The organism is Streptomyces sp. NPDC020780 (genome assembly GCF_044334475.1).
Classification (GTDB): Bacteria; Actinomycetota; Actinomycetes; order Streptomycetales; family Streptomycetaceae; genus Streptomyces.
Genome location: NZ_JBIRTB010000004.1, coordinates 445,625 through 467,646, shown reverse-complemented (window position 1 = coordinate 467,646; position 22,022 = coordinate 445,625). Strand labels below are relative to the sequence as shown.

At 71.5% G+C, this 22,022-nt stretch carries 22 protein-coding genes; 10 read left to right on the top strand and 12 right to left on the bottom strand.

Annotated features, from left to right (window positions below; translation table 11 throughout):
* Positions 1-99: 99 nt before the first annotated feature.
* From ACH4VO_RS10820 to ACH4VO_RS10810, 3 genes are all read right to left on the bottom strand, one after another.
* On the bottom strand, positions 100-1,173 hold the full coding sequence (locus ACH4VO_RS10820) for a YihY/virulence factor BrkB family protein (RefSeq protein WP_360990675.1): 1,074 nt from the start codon (positions 1,171-1,173) through the stop codon (positions 100-102).
* Between the two features lie 121 nt (positions 1,174-1,294).
* Positions 1,295-1,729: a DUF2267 domain-containing protein gene (locus ACH4VO_RS10815; protein WP_360990677.1), complete on the bottom strand. Its 435-nt coding sequence runs from the start codon at positions 1,727-1,729 to the stop codon at positions 1,295-1,297.
* A gap of 401 nt (positions 1,730-2,130) precedes the next feature.
* Positions 2,131-2,559: an Hsp20/alpha crystallin family protein gene (locus ACH4VO_RS10810; protein WP_360991012.1), complete on the bottom strand. Its 429-nt coding sequence runs from the start codon at positions 2,557-2,559 to the stop codon at positions 2,131-2,133.
* A gap of 128 nt (positions 2,560-2,687) precedes the next feature.
* Here ACH4VO_RS10810 and ACH4VO_RS10805 point away from each other — a divergent pair, with 128 nt between their 5' ends.
* Together ACH4VO_RS10805 and ACH4VO_RS10800 are read left to right on the top strand one after the other, a co-directional pair.
* Complete coding sequence (locus ACH4VO_RS10805) at positions 2,688-3,326, top strand: type III effector protein (protein ID WP_360990680.1); 639 nt, start codon at positions 2,688-2,690, stop codon at positions 3,324-3,326.
* Positions 3,327-3,419: 93 nt separating this feature from the next.
* Complete coding sequence (locus ACH4VO_RS10800; protein ID WP_398440924.1) at positions 3,420-3,821, top strand: DUF2267 domain-containing protein; 402 nt, start codon at positions 3,420-3,422, stop codon at positions 3,819-3,821.
* Between the two features lie 34 nt (positions 3,822-3,855).
* Here the strand turns inward: ACH4VO_RS10800 and ACH4VO_RS10795 are convergent, their stop codons facing one another.
* Positions 3,856-4,272, bottom strand: a complete 417-nt coding sequence (locus ACH4VO_RS10795) for an ATP-binding protein (RefSeq protein WP_360990686.1) — start codon at positions 4,270-4,272, stop codon at positions 3,856-3,858.
* A 612-nt stretch (positions 4,273-4,884) separates the two neighbouring features.
* Between ACH4VO_RS10795 and ACH4VO_RS10790 the strand changes: the two genes are divergently transcribed.
* Complete coding sequence (locus ACH4VO_RS10790) at positions 4,885-5,238, top strand: MerR family transcriptional regulator (RefSeq protein WP_360990689.1); 354 nt, start codon at positions 4,885-4,887, stop codon at positions 5,236-5,238.
* Between the two features lie 574 nt (positions 5,239-5,812).
* Entirely contained in the window at positions 5,813-6,913 is a 1,101-nt protein-coding gene (locus ACH4VO_RS10785; RefSeq protein ID WP_360990691.1) for a glutamate--cysteine ligase, read from the top strand.
* 298 nt (positions 6,914-7,211) lie between these two features.
* Here the strand turns inward: ACH4VO_RS10785 and ACH4VO_RS10780 are convergent, their stop codons facing one another.
* The 8 genes from ACH4VO_RS10780 to ACH4VO_RS10745 all read right to left on the bottom strand — a co-directional run bounded on the left by ACH4VO_RS10780 (position 7,212) and on the right by ACH4VO_RS10745 (position 12,392).
* On the bottom strand, positions 7,212-7,496 hold the full coding sequence (locus ACH4VO_RS10780) for a lipopolysaccharide assembly protein LapA domain-containing protein (protein WP_360990694.1): 285 nt from the start codon (positions 7,494-7,496) through the stop codon (positions 7,212-7,214).
* A gap of 520 nt (positions 7,497-8,016) precedes the next feature.
* Entirely contained in the window at positions 8,017-8,556 is a 540-nt protein-coding gene (locus ACH4VO_RS10775) for a TetR/AcrR family transcriptional regulator (protein ID WP_360991015.1), read from the bottom strand.
* Between the two features lie 22 nt (positions 8,557-8,578).
* Entirely contained in the window at positions 8,579-9,415 is an 837-nt protein-coding gene (locus ACH4VO_RS10770) for an alpha/beta hydrolase (RefSeq protein ID WP_360990697.1), read from the bottom strand.
* Between the two features lie 206 nt (positions 9,416-9,621).
* Positions 9,622-10,590 (bottom strand): hypothetical protein, encoded by a 969-nt coding sequence (locus ACH4VO_RS10765; protein WP_360990700.1) that lies wholly within the window; start codon positions 10,588-10,590, stop codon positions 9,622-9,624.
* Between the two features lie 268 nt (positions 10,591-10,858).
* Complete coding sequence (locus tag ACH4VO_RS10760; RefSeq protein ID WP_360990702.1) at positions 10,859-11,059, bottom strand: hypothetical protein; 201 nt, start codon at positions 11,057-11,059, stop codon at positions 10,859-10,861.
* A complete protein-coding gene (locus tag ACH4VO_RS10755) occupies positions 10,974-11,339 on the bottom strand; it encodes an NAD(P)-dependent oxidoreductase (RefSeq protein WP_398440918.1) in 366 nt (121 codons plus the stop codon). The genes ACH4VO_RS10760 and ACH4VO_RS10755 overlap by 86 nt, the downstream gene beginning before the upstream one ends.
* Before the next feature lie 91 nt (positions 11,340-11,430).
* Positions 11,431-12,021 carry an HAAS signaling domain-containing protein gene (locus tag ACH4VO_RS10750; protein ID WP_360990705.1) on the bottom strand — a complete coding sequence of 197 codons (591 nt, stop codon included), beginning with the start codon at positions 12,019-12,021 and terminating at the stop codon, positions 11,431-11,433.
* On the bottom strand, positions 12,018-12,392 hold the full coding sequence (locus ACH4VO_RS10745) for a PadR family transcriptional regulator (protein ID WP_360990707.1): 375 nt from the start codon (positions 12,390-12,392) through the stop codon (positions 12,018-12,020). The genes ACH4VO_RS10750 and ACH4VO_RS10745 overlap by 4 nt, the downstream gene beginning before the upstream one ends.
* Before the next feature lie 347 nt (positions 12,393-12,739).
* On the opposite strand from ACH4VO_RS10745, the gene ACH4VO_RS10740 reads away from it, so the two are divergent.
* The 6 genes from ACH4VO_RS10740 (at position 12,740) to ACH4VO_RS10715 (ending at position 21,976) form a co-directional block, all read left to right on the top strand.
* Positions 12,740-14,332, top strand: coding sequence for a DUF1254 domain-containing protein (locus ACH4VO_RS10740; protein ID WP_360990709.1), 1,593 nt, complete (start codon positions 12,740-12,742; stop codon positions 14,330-14,332).
* A gap of 157 nt (positions 14,333-14,489) precedes the next feature.
* On the top strand, positions 14,490-14,678 hold the full coding sequence (locus tag ACH4VO_RS10735; protein WP_360990712.1) for a hypothetical protein: 189 nt from the start codon (positions 14,490-14,492) through the stop codon (positions 14,676-14,678).
* Positions 14,662-16,095: a DUF1254 domain-containing protein gene (locus ACH4VO_RS10730; RefSeq protein ID WP_360990715.1), complete on the top strand. Its 1,434-nt coding sequence runs from the start codon at positions 14,662-14,664 to the stop codon at positions 16,093-16,095. Before ACH4VO_RS10735 ends, ACH4VO_RS10730 begins: the two co-directional genes overlap by 17 nt.
* Before the next feature lie 11 nt (positions 16,096-16,106).
* Positions 16,107-16,784, top strand: a complete 678-nt coding sequence (locus tag ACH4VO_RS10725) for a GAP family protein (RefSeq protein ID WP_360990718.1) — start codon at positions 16,107-16,109, stop codon at positions 16,782-16,784.
* Positions 16,785-16,916: 132 nt separating this feature from the next.
* Positions 16,917-18,464, top strand: coding sequence for a SulP family inorganic anion transporter (locus tag ACH4VO_RS10720; protein WP_360990720.1), 1,548 nt, complete (start codon positions 16,917-16,919; stop codon positions 18,462-18,464).
* Between the two features lie 167 nt (positions 18,465-18,631).
* A complete protein-coding gene (locus ACH4VO_RS10715; protein ID WP_360990723.1) occupies positions 18,632-21,976 on the top strand; it encodes a S8 family peptidase in 3,345 nt (1,114 codons plus the stop codon).
* The last annotated feature ends 46 nt before the right edge of the window (positions 21,977-22,022 follow it).

The window sequence follows — 22,022 nt, the reverse complement described above, 5'->3', positions numbered from 1 at the left end:
CGACGGCCCGGCCGCGTTTTCTGGGCCGGACGATACGGCTGTGGCGGCTGTGCTTCCTGGGCCGTTGTGGCAGGGTGCCGTCGTCACCGCTCGACCTCGTCAGTCGAGCCGTCGCCGGTCCTCGTCGGTCCACTTGCGGGTGTCGCGCGGTCGGACGTACGGCTCGGACTCCTTCGGGTGGCCGCCGGCGATGGCCCGCTCCCGGGCGAGTTCGGCGTCGAGTTCGAGGCCGAGGAGGATGGCGAGATTGGTGATCCACAGCCACACCAGAAAGATGATCACCCCGGCGAGGGCTCCGTACGTCTTGTTGTAGGAGCCGAAGTTGGCCACGTAGACCGCGAAGCCGGCGGAGGCCACGAGCCAGATCACCACGGCGATGAAGCTGCCGGGAGTGACCCACCGGAAGCCGCGGCCCTCCACGTTCGGGGCGGCCCAGTACAGCAGGGCGATCATGAGGGTGACCAGGATGACCAGGACCGGCCATTTGGCGATCGACCAGACCGTCATAGCGGTGTCCCCGACACCGAGCGCCGTGCCGAGCTGCCGGGCGATTCCTCCCGAGAGGATGACGATGAGCGCGCTCACGCAGGCCATGACCATCAGGGCCACGGTCACCCCGACGCGGACGGGCAGCACCTTCCAGGCGGGGCGGCCCTCGGGCAGGTCGTAGACGGCGTTGGACGAGCGGATGAACGCGGCCACGTAGCCGGAGGCGGACCAGATCGCGCCCAGGAAGCCGACGATCGCCAGGGCCGTGCCGGTGCCGGAGCTGCCCTGGAGCTGGGTGACGGCGTTGGTGATGACGTCGCGGGCTGCCCCGGGGGCCAGCTTCTGGATGTTGTCGAGGACCGTCTTCGTCGCACTCTGCCCCGCGAGGCCCAGCAGCGAGACGAGCGCCAGCAGGGCGGGGAAGAACGCGAGCACGCCGTAGTACGTCAGAGCCGCGGCGCGATCGGTCAGCTCGTCGTCCTTGAACTCCTTGAGGGTGCGGCGGAGCACGTGGCCGAAGGACTTCTTCGGCAGGTCGGTCGGCTTGTCCGGGGCGGCCTCCTCCGTCCTCCGGCTGGGCCCGGCGCCGGCCCCGGGCGGCGGTTCGGTCCCGCCGCCCGCCCGGTGGCTCTCCGTGAGGGAGCCTTCCTCGTGCTTCCGTCGCTGCGCGTCGTCATGGTTCATGCAGTCCGGGTATCCCCTCGCGCCGAAAGAAACCCGCCGGTGCGGGGACGTGCACCGGACCGCGCCGGGTGCCGAGTCCCGGGCGTGACAGCGTCCGGGACACGGCACCCGGCACCGCGTATCAGGCCGCCTGGGTGAGCTCGGCGCGCCCGAAGAGGAGTGCGTAGCCCGGAGGGAGCCTGCGCAGGACACGTGTCATGAGTTCGGGGCCGGCGAGGTCGGCGACGGTGGCAAGGACGGACCCGGTGTCCCAGCGGGTGGTGGCCAGGGTGGCGCCCGAACGGGTGGCGAGGTCCTTGACGAAGCCCCATCCGGTGAGGGGCTCGAGGTCCGGGATCTCGGCCGTGAGGACGCGGGCCGCCTCCACGGGCAGGCGGGCGGCCAGGTCGACGCGTTCCTCGCCGGTCAGCTGCCGCCCCAGCCCGGCGAGAACCAGGCGGACCGCCTCTTCGGCCCGCTCCCTGGTGGGATAGGCGCCGTCGTAACGCACCTTCTCGAGCACCTGGTCGAACGTCATCGCGGGCACGGGCCGGACCGCCTCACGCTGGATGGACATCGCTGCGGTTGTCGCCTTTCTCGGAATGAGGGAAGTGGGCAGATGTGGGCCTGGCAAGGCCTTGCCGGGCACGGCAGGGGCTGGCTGCGGCAGGGTTGGGTGCGGCAGAGTCGGGTGCGGACGCGGCGTGCGGGACCCGGCCCTCGGATCCGCCGCCGGGGCCACGCGGGCCGGGGTGGCGGATCGGGGCGGCCGGGCTCCGTATCCCGGTCTCGCGGTGCGTCATCACCCCGTGCTTTCCGGTCGGCGGAGACCGGGAGCCGGCAGGAGAGCACGGCGGTCCGGCTGCGGAGTGGGGCCCCGGAGGCGGCGACGGACGGGGCAGGCCGCTCGCCGCCCCCGCCCCCGCCGCCGCCCCGCATCTGTGCGTCCGGACCGCCGTCCTGCGGCGGGGCTCCGGGTCAGCCGAAGATCTGCTTCTGGGAGGAGCCGCCGACGGTGATCTTCCGGGGCTTGGCGCGCTCGGCGATCGGAATGCGCAGGGTCAGGACGCCCGCGTCGTAATCCGCCGCGATGTGCTCGGTGTCCAGCGTGTCGGCCAGCACGATCTGGCGGGAGAAGACGCCCAGAGGCCTCTCCGAGAGCTCCATCTGCACGTCCTCCGCCTTCGGAGTCGGCCTGCGTTCGGCCTTGACCGTCAGCATGTTCCGCTCGACGTCGATGTCGATCGCGTCCGGGGGCACGCCCGGAAGGTCGAATGCCACGACGTACTCGTCGCCCTCGCGATAGGCGTCCATCGCCATCGCGGACGGCCGTGTCCACGTGCCGGAGCTGGTCAGCTGCTGGGCGAGCCGGTCGAGCTCACGGAAGGGGTCGGTGCGCATCAACATCATGAAACACCTCCAAAGGGTTCGGGCAGTTGCTGCCAATGCGCTTCACTGATTTCGTTGTAACATGTCATCCAATGGATGACAAGCGAGCAGTCATCGAATGGACGACAACACGGGGAGGGTGCGCCGTGACAGCAGCTGACCAGCCGATCTCCCGTACGGCGGAAGGGCAGGGACCGTCCCCCTTCCTGGCCGCCGCGGCAGCCCTGGAGGCCATCGAGGTCGCCGTCCGCGCCGCTGGGCGCGCTGACGCCGACGAGTCCGGCGGGCGCACGGGGGCGGAGCGGGCTCTGGCTTCCCTGCTGCTCCTGCGCGAGCTCCGCGAGCAGCTCGCGGGATGGGAGACGGGGCTCATCGAGACGGCCCGCCACGCGGGAGCCAGCTGGGCGGAGCTCGCGCACCCCCTCGGGGTCGCGAGCCGCCAGGCCGCCGAGCGCCGCTATCTGCGGAACCGCCCCGGTCCCGCCGGCACCACCGGCGAACAGCGCGTGCAAGCCACCAGAGAGCGCCGTGCGGCCGACCGGAGCCTCACCGCCCGGGCCCGGGACAACGCCGCCGGCCTGCGTCGGCTCGCCGGGCAGATCGCGACTCTCGCCGACCTCCCGGCGACCGCCAGGGGCCCTGTCGGCCACCTGGACGCGGCCCTCGCCCACGACGACCCGACGGTGCTCATCGGCCCGCTGCGGGCCACCCGCCCCTACCTGGCCGCATCACACCCCGACATCGTCGCCCAGCTCGACGCCCTCACGGGGGACTCTCACGGGTGACGGCCGGGAGGCGGGCGAGGAGTGCGACCTGAGCGTCGCCCCCGGCGGACCGCCGGGTCGCGGCGCGTGACCGAAGAGGAGGAAGCTGTGTCTGTGCAATGGGACGCGTTCCTGTCAGCAGTGCAGGACCGGGGTGCATACCGTTCCAAGGACGAGGCCGAACGGGCCTCCCGCGTCGTGCTCGCCCTGCTCGGGGCCCATCTGGTGGGACAGGTGCGGTCCGAGCTGGCGGCCCGGCTCCCCGAGACGTTCGCCCTGGTGCTGCTCAACCCCCTGCAGGCCCACGAACCGCTCCCGCCGGAACGGTTCGTCCGGGCCACCGCGGCGTGGATCGAAGGGGCGACCGAACAGACCGCCGCCTGGGACGTCAGCGCCGTGCTCAGTGTCGTCGCCGACACCGCCGGCGACGAGCTGACGAACGAGCTCCTGCTCCAGCTCCCCGGAGGCTACGACCTGCTCTTCGGGCGCCCGCAGGGGGCCGGTACCCGCCGGTGAGCGGGCGGGCGGCCCGTAGCCGTAGCCGTGGCCGTCAGCGCGGCAGACGGACGTGGATGGTCTTCCCGCCGTCGGGGCCCCCGGTGACGGCCACGCCGGAGGCGAGGCGGCGGATCATGTGCCAGCCGCAGCCACCGGTGCCGCCGTTGAGGTCCGGTGCCCGCTCGCGTGGCGCGAGGGGGCTCGGGTCGCTGACCGCGATGTGAACGGCGTCCGCGGTGGTGCCGAGCCGCAGGGTGAAGCGGCCTCCCCCGTGGCGCAGCGCGTTGGTGGTCAGTTCGGATACCAGCAGGGTGAGAGTCTGCGCCGTCTCGGCGGTCGGCCGCAGCTCGATACTCTCGGCGAAAGCCCGCGCCGCGTCCCGGGCGCGTGCGATACCCGCCGGTGTGTCGTCCCGGACGGCGACGCGGTATGAGGATGCGGCCGGGACCGTGGTCGTGGTCTCGATCATGCTTAACACCCCGTCCTTTTCGGTTATGGCCGTTCTCGGCGTGTGCCCGCCGGGACGGGGCATCACTCCCCGGGCTCGCTCTTCCGGGCGTCCATGAGGAAGAACCTCACCTCCTTGCCCCAGAGAAAATCTGTCGCGGTGAAGGTAGACATTGACGTCTGCGCGGACTAGCGTCTTCCTCGTAGCCAAGAAATCTTCAAGGCGCGGCAGACACGAACTGCCGTGTCGGCGGATCGAGTGACATGCGGAACGGCAGCGGAGCGGCGGGGCCGGAAACGGTGGGTCCCCTCACTGGCTGCCGGGCCGAGCGTCCCCAGGGGGCGCACCGGAAGTGCCGCCGGAACCACAAGCGCAACCGATCGAACAACGAGGTAAGGAGCACACGCCATCAGGATGGCCCGGGCAGCGCACAGACCGCCCGGGTACCGCAGGCCCCAGAACGGAAGGTGGTCCCCGGTCACGCATTCGCGATCCCCGCACTTCCGCCCCCGAGGCGGAGCAGCGGACAGAGAGTAAGCCGGTGAGAACCGCCGGCAGATGGTGTTGAAAGCTCGGGGCCCGGGTGCCGTTCGGCACTCGGGCCCCTCGATGCGTCCCCGGAAGAATAGGTCTGTGCCCCCTCGCAGTGCCCATCCCGCCCACCCCCTGGACGACGATCACTATCCCGCCTACACGATGGGCCGGGCCGCCGACATGCTCGGCACCGCCCCCGGCTTCCTCCGCGCCCTCGGCGACAACGGCCTGATCACGCCGCTGCGTTCCGAAGGCGGCCACCGCCGATACTCCCGCCACCAGCTGCGCATCGCCGCGCGGGCGCGGGAACTGGTGGACTCCGGCACGCAGATCGAAGCCGCCTGCCGCATCGTCCTTCTCGAGGAGCAGCTCGAGGAAGCCCACCGCATCAACGAGGAACTGCGCTCCCACCCCCGGTCGAACAGCACGTCCGGTGGCGTCCAGGCCCGGTGATTCCCGGGCCGTCGCGTGTGCCCCCGGGCAGCCGGTGCTCCACCGCCCCTCCGCGCCGAGGCGTGCCCTCGGCACGGAGCGTGCGTGTCGCGCGGCACCCGACGCTCGGGGCCCTGGTGAAGAAGGCGGCCGGCGCGTCGATGCCGGGCGGGTGACACCGCTGTGGCCGGCACCCCGCGCCGGAGCGTCACGGTGCCCGCGGTCGGCGTGCGGCATCCGTGCGGTCGGCACGTGCCGGCGGAGGGGCGCAGGCGACCCAGCGGCTGGTCGAGTCCGCGCCGGAGGAAGTCGAGGAACCCCTCGGGGTCCGGCCCCGCGTTCTGCATGACCAGCCTGTCGAAACCGGCGTCGGCGCACATACGGGCGGCCGTCACACACCGCTCCGGTTCGGGCCCGCAGGCGCGGTGGGGCGGCCTTGTCCGGTGGCGGGCGCGGTGGGTGGCCACCGTCACCCGGCTGCGGCGTGCCGGATCCTCGGCCGGACCAGCAGCGAGAACACCGGCCGCTCAGCGCACCCGCCCGGAACAGCCGTGTCGCGCGCCGATCCTGTGGGACGAGACCTGACACTGACCCGATGGAACCGGTCACCATCGGAGTGGAAGAGGAATACCTGCTGCTCGACGCCGAGACCGGGCTGCCGGTCGCCGCGGGGGAGCAGGTGCGGGCCGCCGCGGGAACGACGGCGATCCTCGGCGAGGACGAACTGCGGACGGAGCTCCTGCAGGTGCAGGTCGAGGCGGCCACGCCCGTCTGCGAGGAGCTGCAGGAGGTCGGAGGCCATCTGCTGCGCCTCCGGCTCGCCCTCGCTGCCGCGGCCGAAGCGCAGGGGTGCCGGCTCGCGGCCTGCGGCACCCCGCCCCTCAGAGGTGCCTCCTCCGCTCCCGTGACCGCGGAGGCGCGTTACCGGGCCATGCGGTCGCAGGCACCCCAGCTGGTGGCCGAGCAGTTGGTCAACGGCATGCACGTGCACGCGTCCGTACCGGACCGTGAGGTCGGTGTGGCCGTGCTGAACCGGCTGCGGGGCTGGCTCCCCGTCCTTGTCGCCATGTCGGCGAACTCGCCGCTGTGGGACGGGCAGGACACGGGGTTCGCCAGCTGGCGCACGGTGATCTTCGATCGTTGGCCCGTCAGCGGCCCGCCGCCCGCCTTCCGGGACGCCGCGGACGAAGCCGGGCGGATCGAGACGCTCCTGCGGAGCGGGATCATCGGCGACACGGGGCAGTTGTACTGGCAGGCCAGGCTCTCCGACCGCTACCCCACCGTCGAAGTACGGTGCTGCGACGTCCAGCTCAGGGCGGACGAAGCCGTCATGTTCGCCGGGATCGTGCGCGCACTCGTGGCCACGGCCGTCCAGGAGGCGGCGGCGGGAACGCCCGCGCCCGGCAGCCACCCGGAGGTGCTCCGGGCCGCGACCTGGCAGGCCGCGCGGCACGGGCTCAGTGGACACCTGATCACGGCGACGGGGGAGCGCATCAGTGCCGGAGACGCGGTCGCGCGCCTGATGGAGCACATCACGCCTTCCGTCGACGCGGCCGGTGACACCCGAGAAGTCACCGCACTCGTCCACCGGCTCCTCCGCCAGGGAACACCGGCCGACCGCCAGCGACGGGCACTGGTGGACGGCGGTCTCACGGCGGTGACCGACCTGATCACCGGCGAGACCACCGCGCAATGACCGCCGCCCCGGCCGGGTGAGCACACCGGTGGCGGTGTCGAGGTCGGCGAGGATGCCGGTGACCCATCGATCGGCGTGGTACTGCTCGATCAGTACTGCTCGATCGCGTCGCCGAGATCCGCCAACCCGGTCCCCACGGGCACCGCCTGCGCCGTCCCGACGCCACGGGCAGCGGGCGCGGCACCGACGGTCCCGAGTCGGGGATGACGACGGCCGGTGCGGGGACGGTCCCGCAGCACGCGGCGAGGTGCCGTGACTGCTGACCCCGCTCGCCTTGTCGGGAGGTGCGGGACAGCCCTCAGGCGCGCCTGCTCCGCCTGTTCCTCATGCTGTACAGCAGGAGAGCGCCGCACAGGCAGCCGAGCACGAACATGAGCAGGAGTGCCAGGTACTGGGGCATGGTGACGACGGGAATCACCAGCCGGATCCTGATCTCCTGGGTGTTCTCGGCGATGAGGACGATGGCCAGGGCCGCCAGCACCAGCGTGGTGATACGCGAGGGCGTCAGTACGGAACCGCGCTCGCCGCCCCTGCGGCCATGGGCCGGGTCGCTGGGACGCCGTGGGGTGTCTTTTCGGCTCATGGTGCCAGGATCAGCCGCTCGGACCTCCGGCACTTCCCCGAGCGCCGCCACTCGGGTGACGGCCCTCCGGCCGATCACCGGCACCATCCGGGTCCGTGAGCTGACCGGCGGGTACGGCACGGACCTGGCCCTGGAGGGGTCGGCCACCTGCCCGCCTGGCAGGTCCTCGGCGCCGTCCGCTCCTGGCGGCATCATCAGCCGCGCCGGCGGCCGTAGTACGACGGGGCCCCGATCGGCTTCGGCAGCTTCCTCCGTCACACCGTCCGGCCGGCGGACCGGTCCCGTGCAGATCTTCGACTTCGCTGACGGTCTGGACGGTGTGCCGGGCTGCCCACCAGCGCATGGCCGGCCGCATGAGTCCGAAGGTTCTCGTCAGGTCCTGGCCCGGGCGCCCGCTCCGCGCGCTCCGGGGGACCTCATTCCCCCTGGGTCAGCCCCACCGGGTCGTGACCCAGGTCTGCCACCTCTGTCCCACTCGCCCCGGGCGCCGACGGCACGACCGTCAGGGCTGAGACGACCGTCACGGCCGGACGGCGCGCAGGCCCCGGTCGGCGAAGTCGATCAGCCACTCGAAGCTCTCGTCGACATCGGCGCTCCACTGGAAGCCGTGGGCCGCCTGGAGCGTGGCGAATCCGTGGCAGAGGCTGCGCAGCATGCGCAGGGCGTGGTCCAGGTCGGGCTCCGCTACCTCGTAGCCACGCAGGACAGCCATGAACGCGTCGAGCAGCCGCCGGCCGGCGGTGGCCAGCGGATCGTCCGGGCCGGCCGGCTCCATGCCGATCGTCGCGGCGTACCGACCGGGGTGCTCCAGGACGAACGCGCGGAAGGCTCGGGCCGCAGCGGCCAGGGCGTCGCGGCCCGCGTATCCCTGGACCGCGCCGCCCACGGCGTCGGCGGCCTCGCCCAACGCCAGCGCGGCGATGCGCCGGTTCAGGTCCGCCTGGCCGGCCACGTGCTTGTACAGGGACGGGGTGCGCACGCCCAGCCGCTCGGCCAGCAGCCCCATCGTCAGCTGGGGGAGGCCCACCTCGTCGGCGAGGGCCGCGCCGGCGGCGACCACGGCCGCCGGGTCCAGACCGGCCCTAGGCACGAGCGGGCTCCGACCGGAGGAAGGCGAGCACCAGGGAAACCACCTGGTCGGGGAACTGGTCGTGAGGGTAGTGTCCGGCGCCCTCGATCATCTCGAGGCGTCCGCGGCCGGCCGGCAGGGCGTCGACGACCGCCGAACCCTCGGCGTGCGGGTCGGCCCAGTCGGGGTCGAGTGTGCCCATCACGACCAGGACCGGACAGCGGACGCTGCCCAGCTGCGCACCCGCGTCGGTCGGGGCGCTGCCTCCCATGCCCCGCATGGCCTTCATCCGGCCCGGCTCGCGCAGCAGGGAGTCGAAGCGGGCGAGCCGCTCCGCCCAGTCGGCGGGCTTCACACCGGGGTAGGCCAGGTCGAGGTAGGAGCGCCAGAGGCGAACGCTGCCGAACGCGGCGGTGCCGAGCAGCCGCAGCATCCCCTGCCGATAGCGTTTCACCCGCAGGTCGCCGAGGCGGACGGACTGCTTGCGGGTGAACGGCGCCAGCTCGACGACCGCGGAGACCAGGGAGGGCTCCTGCGCCGCAGCGATCGTGGCGGCGCCACCGGAGACCGAGTGACCGACGAGCACGGCCGGGCCGCCCAGGTGGCGGATCACGGCGAGCAGGTCGCCGGCGAGTGCGGTGCGGCTCCAGGTCTTCCAGTCGGCGTCGGACTCGCCGCATCCGCGCAGATCGACGGTGGCGACCCGATAGCCGGCCGCTGCCAGCGGCGGGACCACGGCACGGTACGCGGCGCGGCTGTCGCCCATGCCGTGCGCGAGAACGATCAGGGGGCCGGACCCCGTCACCTCGTAAGCGAGTGTGCCGCCGTCGACGGCAAGGTACTCGGTCATGGCATCCTCGATCTCGGTAGGTTAATCACGTTAGCTTCCAGCGAATCGCGTTAGCCAAAAGCTAATCTTATTAACCACGGGTGTCAATGCCGCCGAGTCCGCGTCGCGATGCGGGGTGAGATGGGGGCGCCTCAGGTGTCGCGTCTCCGGGTGCGCGGCGATGTCGTCCGGGCGCGGCGTTCGCAGCCGCAGCCGCACGCGTCCGGTCAGTGTCCGTGGCCGGCCTTCTCGTGTTCCTCCGCATCCTCGGCCGGCTCGGCGTTCACGGCCGCTTTTCCCGCCTCGACCGTGAACGCGGCGGTGTGGACCTTGCCCTCGTGCCGGAAGTCGAGGAAGAGCCGGTAGGTGCCCACGCTCGGCGCGGTCGCGGTGAAGGAGACGCGCGGGCCGGGCTTCGTGGTGCCGTCGCCGGGTTCGCCGTCGGGGTGGACGTGCAGGTAGGCGAGGTCGCCCGAGCGCAGGGCGACGAGGTGGCCGTACGCGCCGAGGTACGGTTCGAGGTCGGTGACGGGCTTGCCGCTCCTGGTGACCGTCAGTCCGAGCCGGCCGCTCCGTCCGGGACGCAGGCCTCCGGCCAGGGTGACCTCGTAGCCGTCCACCTTCGCGGTGGCGGCGGGGGCGGGCACCGCGGCGGGAGCGTAGGCCCCCGACACGGCGAGGTCGGCTCCGAGTGTCACGCTCTCGGCGTCCTTCACGGCGGGCTCGAAGTCGGCGAAGGCCCGGTAGGCCCCGGCGGTGGGCAGGTCCGCGGACGTGGTCCAGGTGCCGTCGGCGGCGCGCGCCGGGTGCAGGTGGCGGTAGACGGTCAGATCCCGCGAGGCGACGATGAAGTGCAACTCCTTGCCGTGCTCGCGCCGGTAAGCCGTGACCTTGCGTCCGTCGGCGTCCTGGATGGAGAAGCGGAGCCGCGTGGATTTCCCGCCGGTGACCCGGGAGGTTTCCAGCGCGAGCGTGTAGCCGCCTTCGGAGACTTGCAGCCCGCCGACCGGAGCGGCTTGATCCCCGTCCTGTCCGTGCCCTTCGGCGGGCGTCTCTTCGCCCGGCCCGTGACCCTCGTGTGCCGCGGTCTTCTCGCCCCCGACGAGGGGATCGACGCCCTTGCCGACGCCGTACGCCGTGCCGAACGTCGCGGCGAGCGCGGCGGCGAACGCCGTGATCTTCAGGCCCGTGTTCATGGCATGCCTTCCTGAGGACGCGAGCCGCTCGGGAAGCGGCGACTCCCGGAAAGTCAGCATACCCCCCTAGGGTATGGCGTCAACAGGGGAAACCATCACGCCGTCCGGCCTCAGGCACGGGAAGCGGCCGGACGGCGCCACGCCCTGCGGAGTACCGGTGTTGATGACGTCTCCGGGCTCCAGTAACCAGATACTGCGACAGATGGTGCACCGGGTGCGCCACGCTGAAGATCATGTCCGCGGTGTAGATGGTTCCGGCGGGCGCGGCTCAGTGCAGGCGGGTCGGCGCGTCCACGGTGACCGCGTGAACGGGGGGCCGCCCGGCCAGCAGGCGCAGCACCTCGCCGGCCGCACTGGCACCGAGCCGCTGCCGGCACTCGACGCTACCCGCCGCCTGATGGGGCGTCAGCAGCACGTTCGGCAGGGCACGGAACGGGTGGTCCCGCGGCAGCGGCTCCGCGTCGAACACGTCGATCGCCGCATCGAGCCGCCCGACCGCAGTTCGGCGAGCAGTGTGCCTCCTCGTCGACCAGCCACGACCTGGCCGTGTTCACCAAGCCCGCCCCGTCGGGCATCAGCGCCAGCTGTCCGGCGCCGATCATCCGGTGGGTCCGTTCGGTCACCGGCGCGTGCACGGCCACGATCCGGCTGCGCGACAGCGGTGTGTCCAGAGGGACGGACTCCACACCGAGCTCCGCGGCGTCCACCTCCGACAGGAACGGGTCGGTGACAGCGACCCGCGCCCCCATGGCCCGCAACATCGCGATGTACGCCCGCCCGGTACGGGGCGATCCGGCTGACAAGCCCCCGGCCCGGAACGGTGTGCCGCGACCAGGTCTCTCAGACGCGGCGGGTCCGCCAGAGCCACACCGCCGTGCCGGCCAGCAGGACCAGCGTGAGCAGGTTGGCCACGAGGGACGGAGTGCCGGCCGGGCCGCCCGCGAGGTTCCAGGTGGTGATGACGGCGGTCGGCAGGACGGCGGTCAGCAGTACACCGCTGGTCTTCTGGACGGTGGTCCAGTGGACCGAAGTGCACAGGAGTACCGCGCCGGTGACGCGGAACAGGACACCGAACAGCGGACCGGGGAGGTCGGGGAAGACCATCATGAAGGGCAGCGAGAGGGTGAGCATCAGGAGCGGGACCAAGGGGTGCACCTTGCCCCGCCGGGCCGGTGTGCCGGTATCGCCGGGGCCCGCAGCCGCGCCGGTGGTGCTCCCCGCCTCGGCCAGCGCCGTCGCCGCGATCGTGCGGGGGTCACCGAGCTCGGCGAGGATCTCGCCGATCGCCGCGTCGGGGCGTTCGGCGCGCGTCACCTCGATGTGTTCGGCGAGGTCGGCCAGTAGTTCCTGGCGGCGGTCGGCAGGCAGCGCGGATCCCTCGCGCTCGACCGCGGAGAGGTAGTCGCGTACGGGATCGGAAGAGGTCTTCATGCGAGGTCTCCGGGTGAGGGATGGGGAGTGGTCAGGAAGGCGTCGACGGCGTCGCGGAAGCCGGGCCAGACGCGGGCGAACTCGTCGAGCGCGGCACGCCCGCTGTCGGTGAGCGCGTAGTAGCGGCGGGGCGGCCCGGAGGTGGATTCCTGCCAGGTGGTGGTGACCAGGTCGTCGCGGCGGAGCCGGGAGAGCAGCGGGTACACCGTGCCCTGGCTGGTTGCCAGGGCACCGGAGTCCTCCAGAGCGTGGAGGAGTTCCACGCCGTACCGGGGACGGTCCCGCATCAGGGCGAGTACGCAGTACTCCAGCACGCCCTTGCGTAGCTGGGCCGCTGCCCTGGCCTGCTTGGTCGAGTCGCCTGGTTCCATGCGATACAAGATACCTGGTTGAGCAAGCACATGGGAACGGGGGAGTGGTTGCCGGTTCCTGGCTGGTTGCCGGGGTGTGCTTCCGGGGCCCTGGTCCTGGCCTTGGCCCCGGCCAGGAGAGCCCGCTGTCCGGCCTCCGCCAGGTCCGGGGCTCCGAGCTACGAACGCCGGGATCACGGCTTCTTCCTGGCGGGAACCGTGCGCGAGAGCCGGTGCGCGGGGCCGGTGCACGCCGAGCCACCGCCCGCCCGGCCTCGATGCCCTCCACCGGCCCACGTGCAGTGGTGGCCGCGAGGGGGTCGGCTCATAGTCCAATGGACGCGCTTTCCCGAGAACGGAGAGATTCCGTGCAGCGAGCCGAGCAGCTCTCCTCCCAGGTCCTGGAGTCGATCTCGACCCCCGAACAGGTCGAGACGCACCTGGGCACTCTGCGATTCCCGTTGGGTGTGCCCACCGACGAGACCGCCGACCGCCTCTACGACCATCTGGACCATCTGGACGGCGTTCGCGCGTTCCTCGACGCCTACTCCGGCGTCAACGTGTGGGCGGCCCGCAAGGGCTTCCTGGAGGCAGGGGTCGAGGACCACGACGTTCTGCTCTTCTCGGAGTTCATGGACTCCGCATCGCTGGTGCTGACCGGAAACGCCGACACCGTCTACTTCCTGAGCTTCCTCGACCTGACCGAGGGGCCGGTGGTGGTGGAGATGCCGCCCCTCACTCTCAGCTTCGTGAACGACCTGTGGTTCCGCTGGGTCGTCGACCCGGGCATGCCCGGACCTGACCGCGGAACCGGCGGCGCCTACCTCTTCGTACCGCCGGGCTACCAGGGCCCGCTCCCCGAAGGCGGGTTCTTCACCCACCGGGTCCTCACCACGCGGCTCATCCTGGCCGGGCGGGCGTTCCTGGAGGGCGGCGACCCGACACCCGCCGTCGAGCGCATCAAGGAGCGCCTGCGCATCCATCGCTACGTGCCGGGCCAGTACGGGACCAGCATCGGGGAGATCGTCACCGGCGGCACGGCCCCGCCGCTGCCGTGGACCGCGGAGACCTGGAGCGCCGCGTTGCACCGGCCCGATCCGCCGCGTTTCGTCGAGGCGTCCGGACTGCCGGTGAACATGGTCCCGCCCGCGGACGAGACGTACTTCGACCTCGCGAACGAGCTGGTGCAGGATCAGCCGGCCGAGGCACTCGATCCGGAGATCGCCGGTCCGCTGGCCGCGGTCGGGATCGTCAAGGGCAAGCCCTTCGAGCCGGACGAACGGATGCGGAAGATCCTCACCGAGGCGGCCGCGGTCGGCAACGCCACCGCCCGTACGCTCGCCTGCCGTCCGCGCCCGGCCGAGGGGGCGCACTTCTACGGGACCTCCTCCCAGTGGGTCAACGGCCTGCTCGCGTCCGGCTACGACTTCATGACCCCGCCCGCGGACGTCACCGAACGCGGCGTCGAGCCTCGTCCGGTCAGCGGCGCCCGGAAGCTGAACCTGCGGTCCTGGTGGTGGTACCTGGCCGTGGGCATCAGCCCGACGTTCGCCACGCGGCTGACCGGTGTCGGCTCGCAGTACCTGTTCTCGTTCGCGGACCGGGAGGACCGGCCCCTCGACGGCGCCAGGCGCTACCGGCTGGTGCTGCCGCCGGACATTCCCGCCGCCCGGTTCTGGTCGGTCACCGTCTACGACAACCAGACGCGGTCGATGCTCGACACGCCGCAACGGTTCCCACGGGCGGGAAGCCAGGGCTACCCGACCCCGGCGGCGGTCCCCCAGGGGGACGGCTCGACCACGGTGCACTTCGGGCCCGACCGGCCCGACGGCGTGCCGGAAGGCAACTGGATCCAGACCACACCGGGCAAGGGATGGTTCGTGGTCCTGCGGCTCTACAGTCCCCTGCAGCCCTTCTTCGACAAGACCTGGCGGCCGGGCGAGATCGAGTCGGTGGAGTGACCTCGCGCGGTGATCCCAGAGCGTCACGGTCCGGACATCCGAGGTGGCCATGGGCACGACCCCGCCAGGGAGTCGGAACGACGGTCCCGCGAAGCGGGCGATCGTCGAGTGCGTGACGTCCGCGGCGGCGGAAGGGTCTCCGGGCTACGTTCCGCCGATGGGCCGGGTCGCCGTGTTCGGCAACGACGGCATCCGGTGGGTCGAGAAGCCCGCGCCGGTGCAGACGGCGTTCGTCCTCGGCGGACTCACCGAGCGGAGCGGATCCATGGTCAGGGTCAAGAAGGACTGGAACGCGGTTCACACGGTACGACCCACTCAGGAGGAAGCCAGTGCCTCACGTCAGTGACGCCCCCAGCCCCGGCACATCGCCCGAGGCCCTCGCTTCGATCACCTGCCCGGACCGGCTCCAGACGGTCTTCGGAGCGATGGACTTCTTCGACGGCATGCCCCTGCCCGACTCGGTCACCCGAAGCTACGACACGCTGGACCTGCTGCGCGGGATCGAGGCGTTCCTCAACTGCGTACCCGGTGCCTCCATGGTGGCGATGCGACGCGGGCTGAGAAGCCTCGGCATCGACTCCCGCACGATCGGCTACACCGCCCCGCGATGCACCTCCGCACCGGTGCTGCTCACGGGCAACACGGAAACCACCTACGGGATGACCTTCCTGGCGCTCGACGAGGACGGGCCCACCGTGATCGAGGCGCCGGGGAACTCGCTGTGCATCGTCAACGACATGTGGCAGCGCTACGTCACCGACATGGGCATCGCCGGGCCCGACAAGGGAGAAGGAGGCAGGTACCTCTTCCTGCCTCCGGGCCACGAGGGCGACGTTCCCGACGGATACTTCGTCGTGCGGCCGGCGACGTACGCCTCCTGGGTGCTGCTGCGGGCGCTGGGGGGCACGGAGAGCCTGCTCACGGCGCGGATCTACCCGCTCGCGGACGCGGCGGACCCACCCGAGCAGCGTTTCGTCAACTGGGCGGAATCCGACTTCAACACCGTCCACCCGAACGACTTCTCCTTTTTCGAGGAGATCGACACCATCGTCCAGGCGGAGCCGCCCGAGTCGCTCGATCCCGAGCGTGCCGGTCAGCTCGCCGCACTCGGCATCCGGCCCGGCAAGCCCTTCCGGCCGGACGACCGCATGCGCGCCATCCTCGACGCCGCCGCCAGGACCGCCTCCGGGCTCGTACGGACACTGGCCTTCAAGCCACGCGACCCGGGCTTCTACCACTATCCGGACCGATCGTGGAAGACCCCTTTCCCTACGCACAGTTACGAGTTCCTGTCGGCGGAGGGCGCCCGCCTGCTGGACTCCCGGGCGGTGTTCTACTACTTCGCCGCCGCCGCCTCGCCCGCGATGGTGACGGCCGCCGTCGGCGCCGGGTCGCAGTACGCCTACACGGCGGAGGATTCCACGGGCGAGTGGCTCGACGGCGGAAGGAAGTACACGCTCACCCTGCCGAGCGGCATCCCGGTGAAGAACTTCTGGGCCGTCAACGTCTACGACCCCCAGACCCGGTCGCTGCTGCGCACGGACCACCCCTACCCCAGCGTCAACAGCCTCTCGGAAGACGTCCGGTCCGAGAGCAACGGCGACACGGTCATCCACTTCGGCCCGACCGCGCCGCAGGGCAAGGAGGCGAACTGGGTCCAAACCGTACCGGGCAAGGGATGGTTCGCGATGGTACGGCTCTACGGGCCCCTCGAAGGCTGGTTCGACAAGAGCTGGCGGCCCGGCGAGATCGAACCGGCGTGAGGCAGGCGGCCGTGGGTGAGGCGATCGGTCAGATTCTGCCCTACGGTGTCGCCGTGGCGCTGAGTGCGTTCCCGATCATCGGCGTGGTGCTGATGCTCGCCACCCCCAGGGCGCGCTCCAACGGGCCTGCGCTGCTCCTGGGCTGGGCCCTCGGCCTGGCCCTGGTCGGCACGATCGTGCTGCTGGTCTCCGGCGGCGCCGGCCCGGGCGACCAGGGCCGGCCGGCCGACTGGGTCAGCGCGCTCGACCTGGCACTCGGCGTCCTGCTGCTGTGGGTGGCAGTGAAGGAGTGGCGCGGCCGGCCGCGCGGCGACGAGGAGGTGACGTTGCCGAAGTGGATGAAGACGGTCGACTCGTTCACCCCGGTCAAGGCGCTGGCACTGGGGATGGCACTGTCCTCGATCAACCCGAAGAACCTGCTGCTCTCGATCGCTGCGGCGTCGGCGATCGCGCGCACGGACACCTCCGCCGGCGCACAGGCTGTGGCACTGGGGGTCTACGTGGTGCTCGGGGCGCTCGGGCCCGGAACGCCGGTCGTGCTCTACTTCGTCCTCAAGGAGCGCTCGAAGCACATCCTCGACGGTCTCAAGCTCTGGATGGAGCGGAACAACACGGCGATCATGGCCGTGATCTGCCTGCTCTTCGCCGCGAAGTTGGTGGGCGACGCCGTCAGTGATCTCTCCGCGTGAGGGTGGACATGCACTGGCTGTTCCCCTCACTGCGGGGTTACCGGCGGCGGTGGTTGGGCCGGGACGTGCTGGCAGGGATGACCGTGTGGGCGGTGCTCGTGCCCGAGGCGCTCGCCTACGCGACGATCGCCGGTGGTCGGCCTCTACGCCGCCCCCGCGGCTCTGCTCCTCTACGCCGCCCTCGGTAGTTCCAGGCATCTGGTCGTCGGGCCGATGGCGGCGACGGCGGCGCTCTCGGCGGCGGTCGTCGGAGGCGTCGCGGGCGGTTCGAGCGCCCACTTCACCGCGATGACGGCGGCGCTGGCCCTCACGGTGGGCCTGGCGGCGCTCCTGGCGGGACTGCTGCGCCTCGGATACCTCGCCAACTTCATCTCCGAGCCCGTGCTGAAGGGCTTCATCGTCGGCCTGGCACTGACGATCATCGCCGGTCAGTTGCCGAAGCTCTTCGGTGTCGAGGGCGGGTCCGGGAACGTCTTCGAGAAGATCCGGGCCCTGATCACACACCTCGGAGGAACCAGCGGCCTCACCGTCCTGGTCGGTGTCGGGAGCCTCGTACTCATCCTCGTCCTCAAGCGGGTCGCCCCGAGGACGCCCGCCTCCCTCATCGCGGTGGCGCTGGGAACCGCGGCGGCGGCGGTCTTCGGCCTGGAGAATCATGGTGTCCAGGTCGTCGGCTCCGTCGAGGCCGGCCTGCCCTCGTTCGGCTTTCCCGACGTCTCGCTCGACGAACTCGGCGACCTTGCCGCCGGGAGCGTCGGCGTGCTGCTCGTCGCCTTCGCCGAGGGGCTCGGAGCAGCGAGGAACTACGCCTCCCGCGGCCGGTACGAGGTCGACGCCGACAGCGAGTTGATCGGGCTCGGGGCCGCCGGCCTGGGCGCCGGTCTGTCCAGCGGCATGGTCGTCAACGGCAGCCTTTCCAAGACCGCCGTCAACTGGTCGGCGGGCGCGCGTACCCAGCTCTCGGGCATCTTCGCGGCCGCCCTGACCGTGGTCACCCTCCTCTTCCTCACCGGCCTCTTCGAGAAGCTCCCCGAGGCCGTACTCGCGGGCGTGGTGATCGCGGCGGTGGTCGAGCTGGTCGACATCCCCTCGCTGGTCTCTCTCCACCGCGTCTTCACCCGCAGGCTCGGCCAGGCCTACGGCGTCGCCGCGCGGCCCGATTTCCTCGCCGCGATCGCGGCGATGCTCGGCGTGATGGCGTTCGACACGTTGCCCGGCCTGTTCATCGGCATCGGGGTCTCCCTGCTCCTGCTGCTCTACCGCTCCTCGCGCCCGCACATCAGCGAGCTGGGCCGCATGCCCGGGGAGGGGCACTTCGCCGCGCTCGACAGACACCCCGGGAGCCACCGGATCCCGGGTGTGGCCGTGCTGCGCGTCGAGGCCGGCATCTACTTCGCCAACGCCGAGCGCATCCGGTCCGAGGTCCGAGGGGCTGCCGCGCGGAAGGAGGTGACGGCGGTCGTGCTCGACGCCGAGACGGTGCCCTTCATCGACGTCAGCGCGGTGCACATGCTCGACGACCTGGCCGAAGAACTCGAGACCCTCGGGGTCCGGCTCCTGCTCGCCCGCGACACGGGACAGGTGAGGGATGTGTTGCGCACGGCCGAAGCCAGGGCGGAGTTGAGGCGCGTGTATCCCACCGTACGGGCGGCGGTCGACGCGGCCGGAGCCCGCACCTGAGCTCGGCCGGCGGCGTCGCCGTTCCGCACGGCTGTTACACAACGATCATTGAGTGCGCCGGAACGGCCCCTGAATACTTCGGAGCCCGGGGTCGTACGCGTATCCGAACGCGTCCCCGTGCGGGCCGGGCCTTCGCCCGCCCGATCCACTCCTGAGCAGGGACAATCTTGCGTAGACGATCAAAGAAGGCGTACGCCGTCGCCGCTGCGGCCGCCGTCGCCCTGACCGCGGGCATGACCGGCCCGGTATCGGCGAAGACCGGCGTTCCGGACACGACGTCCCCCGTCATCGCCAAGGACGTGACGACGGACGGCAGGGTCGTGCACACCGTCACCCTGATCACCGGCGACCGGGTCCACGTGGACTCCCGTGGCCGGGTCGGTGGCATCGAGCGGGCGAAGGGCCGGGAGGACATTCCCTTCTTCACCGAGACCCACCAGGGCCGCACCTACGTCGTGCCGCGCGACGCCCGGCGGCTGATCGCCGACGGCACACTGGACCGGCGCCTGTTCGACATCACCGGACTCTCCCGTCCGGACAGCCGCAAGGCCAACCGGGCCGGACTCAAGGTGATCGTCGGTTACCGGGGTCCGGCGGCCGAGACCGCCCGCGCCGAGGTGCGGTCCGCCGACGGCACCACGGTCCGCCGGACTCTGTCGGCTCTCCACGCCGACGCCGTCACCAGTGCCGGGGTCACCGACAGCACGGGTTCTCTGTGGGACGCCCTGACCCGGCAGCAGGGCGACGGTTCGGCGGCCACGACCGCCGGTATCGCACGGATCTGGCTGGACGGCGTACGAAAGGCGACGCTGGACCGCAGCACCGGCCGGATCGGCGCCCCGGCGGCCTGGGCCCGCTCGTACGACGGCAAGGGCGTGAAGATCGCCGTCGTCGACACCGGAATCGACGCCACCCACCCGGACCTGGCGGGCCGGGTGGTGGCGGAGCGGAACTTCAGCGCCTCCCCCGACGCCCGTGACCGGGTCGGACACGGCACCCACGTGGCCTCGGTCGCGGCCGGTGCGGGGACCAAGGACACCCGGTTCAGGGGCGTGGCGCCCGGGGCCGAGCTGATCAACGCCAAGGTGCTGGACGACCGTGGCTCCGGTGACGACTCAAGCGTCCTCGCGGGTGTCGACTGGGCCGTCGCCCAGGGCGCCGATGTCATCAACATGAGCCTGGGCGGTCCCGACACCCTGGGGATCGACCCGCTGGAAGCCCAGGTCGACAAGGTCTCCGCAGAGAAGGGTGTCCTGTTCGCGATAGCAGCAGGCAACAGCGGGCCGGGCCGGGGCACGATCGCGTCGCCAGGCAGCGCCGACGCGGCCCTGACGGTCGGCGCCGTGGACGACGACGACCAAATCGCCGACTTCTCCGGCGTCGGGCCCCGCACCGGGGACGGCGCCGTCAAGCCCGACATGACCGCGCCGGGCGTGGACATCACGGCGGCTGCGGCGGCGGGCACCGGGGCACAGAACCCTCCCGGATACGTCAGCCTGAGCGGTACATCGATGGCGACCCCGCACGTCGCGGGCGCCGCCGCGATCCTCAAGCAGAAGAACCCCTCCTGGACGGGCGCACAGATCAAGTCCGTCCTGACGGGCTCGGCCAAGGGCGGCTCCCACTCGGTCTTCCAGCAGGGCTCGGGCCGGCTCGCCGTCGACCAGGCGATCGACCAGACACTCGTCTCCGAGCCGGGCTCGCTCAGCCTGGGCACCCAGCAGTGGCCCCACACCGACGACACACCGGTGACCAAGCAGGTGAAGTACCGGAACAACGGCACGGCCGACGTGACGCTCGACCTGTCACTGGCCGAGCCCACCGGCGGCGACGGGCAGCCCGCCCCGGCCGGGTTCTTCACCCTTGGGGCGCAGCGCATCACGGTCCCTGCGGGCGGTGAGGCCGCGGTGGACCTGACGGCCGACACCCGGCTCGGCGGGACGGTCGACGGGTCGTACTCCGCCACGGTCGTCGCGTCCGGAGGTGGCCGGAGCGTGCGCACCGCGGCAGCGGTGGACCGGGAGAGCGAGTCGTACGACGTCACGTTCAAGACGATCGGACGGGACGGTGCGGCCAGCACCTCCTGGCAGGCCGACCTGAAGGGCTACCGCGACTCCGCCGCGAACCAGCGGTTCTTCCCGGATCTGTCGTCGGGCTCCACCACGGTACGGCTGCCGCGCGGGACCTACAGCCTCGCCGCCGACATGCTGGTCGACCCCACGGCCCCGCGCAAGGGCGCCGATCTGATCCACAACCCGCAGCTCACGGTGACCGGTCCCACCACGGTCACTCTCGACGCCCGGACCACGCGGCCCGTGACCATCAAGGTGCCGGACGCCACCGCACGCTCCACGCGTGCCGGAATGATGTACACCCTGAACACGCCCGAGACCTTCATCATCGAAGGGGGGGAGTTCGGCAGCTTCGACAACCTGCGCACCGCGTACCAGGGCCCCACGATGGACGAGGGCTCCCTCACCCAGCAGTGGTCCGCGAACTGGGAGCGGGACACCACCGAGTACAACGTCCTCACCGGCGGCCCGGTCCGGGAGCTCGCCACCGGCTACAGCAAGACGTACACGGCCCAGGACATGGCCCTGGTGAAGGCGAGGATCGGGTCCTCCGTACCCGGCGTGGACGGCGCGCTCGCGGCGCACGGCATCCTGGACTTCGGCGGCGGCGTCGAAGCCCTCTACTCCGTGCAGTCGGCACCGGGAACCCGCAACGTGTACGTGTCCACGGCCGAAGGGGCCGCCTGGAACATCGTCGCCGGCGTACTGGGCGAGGCGGACGCCGGAGGCTACCGCGGCTTCGACTCGGCGTACGACCTCGGCGAGCCGCAGCGGTTCACCGCGGGGGTGACGTACACCGAGAACTTCAACGTCGGTGTCCTGGGCCCGCGGATGAACGCGAACGAAGGGATCGTGCGCGACGGCGACACGATCCGTGGAGCGTTTCCACTGGTCAGTGACGGGGCAGGCCATGCCGGGTTCGTCCGGTACGCGAGCGCGAGCACCACGATCCACCGCAACGGCGAGCTGTACACGAGGAAGGATGCGGCCCTCGACCAGGAGCCGTTCACACTGCCGCCGGAAGCCGCCACGTACAAGGTGGCGACCACGATCCACCGGAACGCCGCGTTCAACCGTGCCGGGACCCGGATCGACGCCTCGTGGACCTTCGACTCGGCCCACACCGAAGGCGCGACCGGACTCCCGGTCTCCACGGTCCGCTTCCTGCCGAAGCTCGCGTGGGACTCCACCGTCCCGGCAGGAGACGTCCAGACCGTCCCCGTCACGGTGCAGGGCGCGGCGGCCGGCGCCAACCTGAAGACGCTTCGGGTCCTCGTGTCGTACGACGGCACGAACTGGCTGTCCGTTCCGGTCGTGGCGGGCAGGATCACGGTACGCGCCCCGGAGAAGGGCAAGGCGATCTCACTGCAGGCCGTGGTCACCGACAGGAGTGACAACCGGTCGACGGTCACGATCCACAACGCCTTCTTCGGCAGGTGAGGCAACACCGGACCGGAACCCCCCTCGAGGGCACGGGGACGTGCGA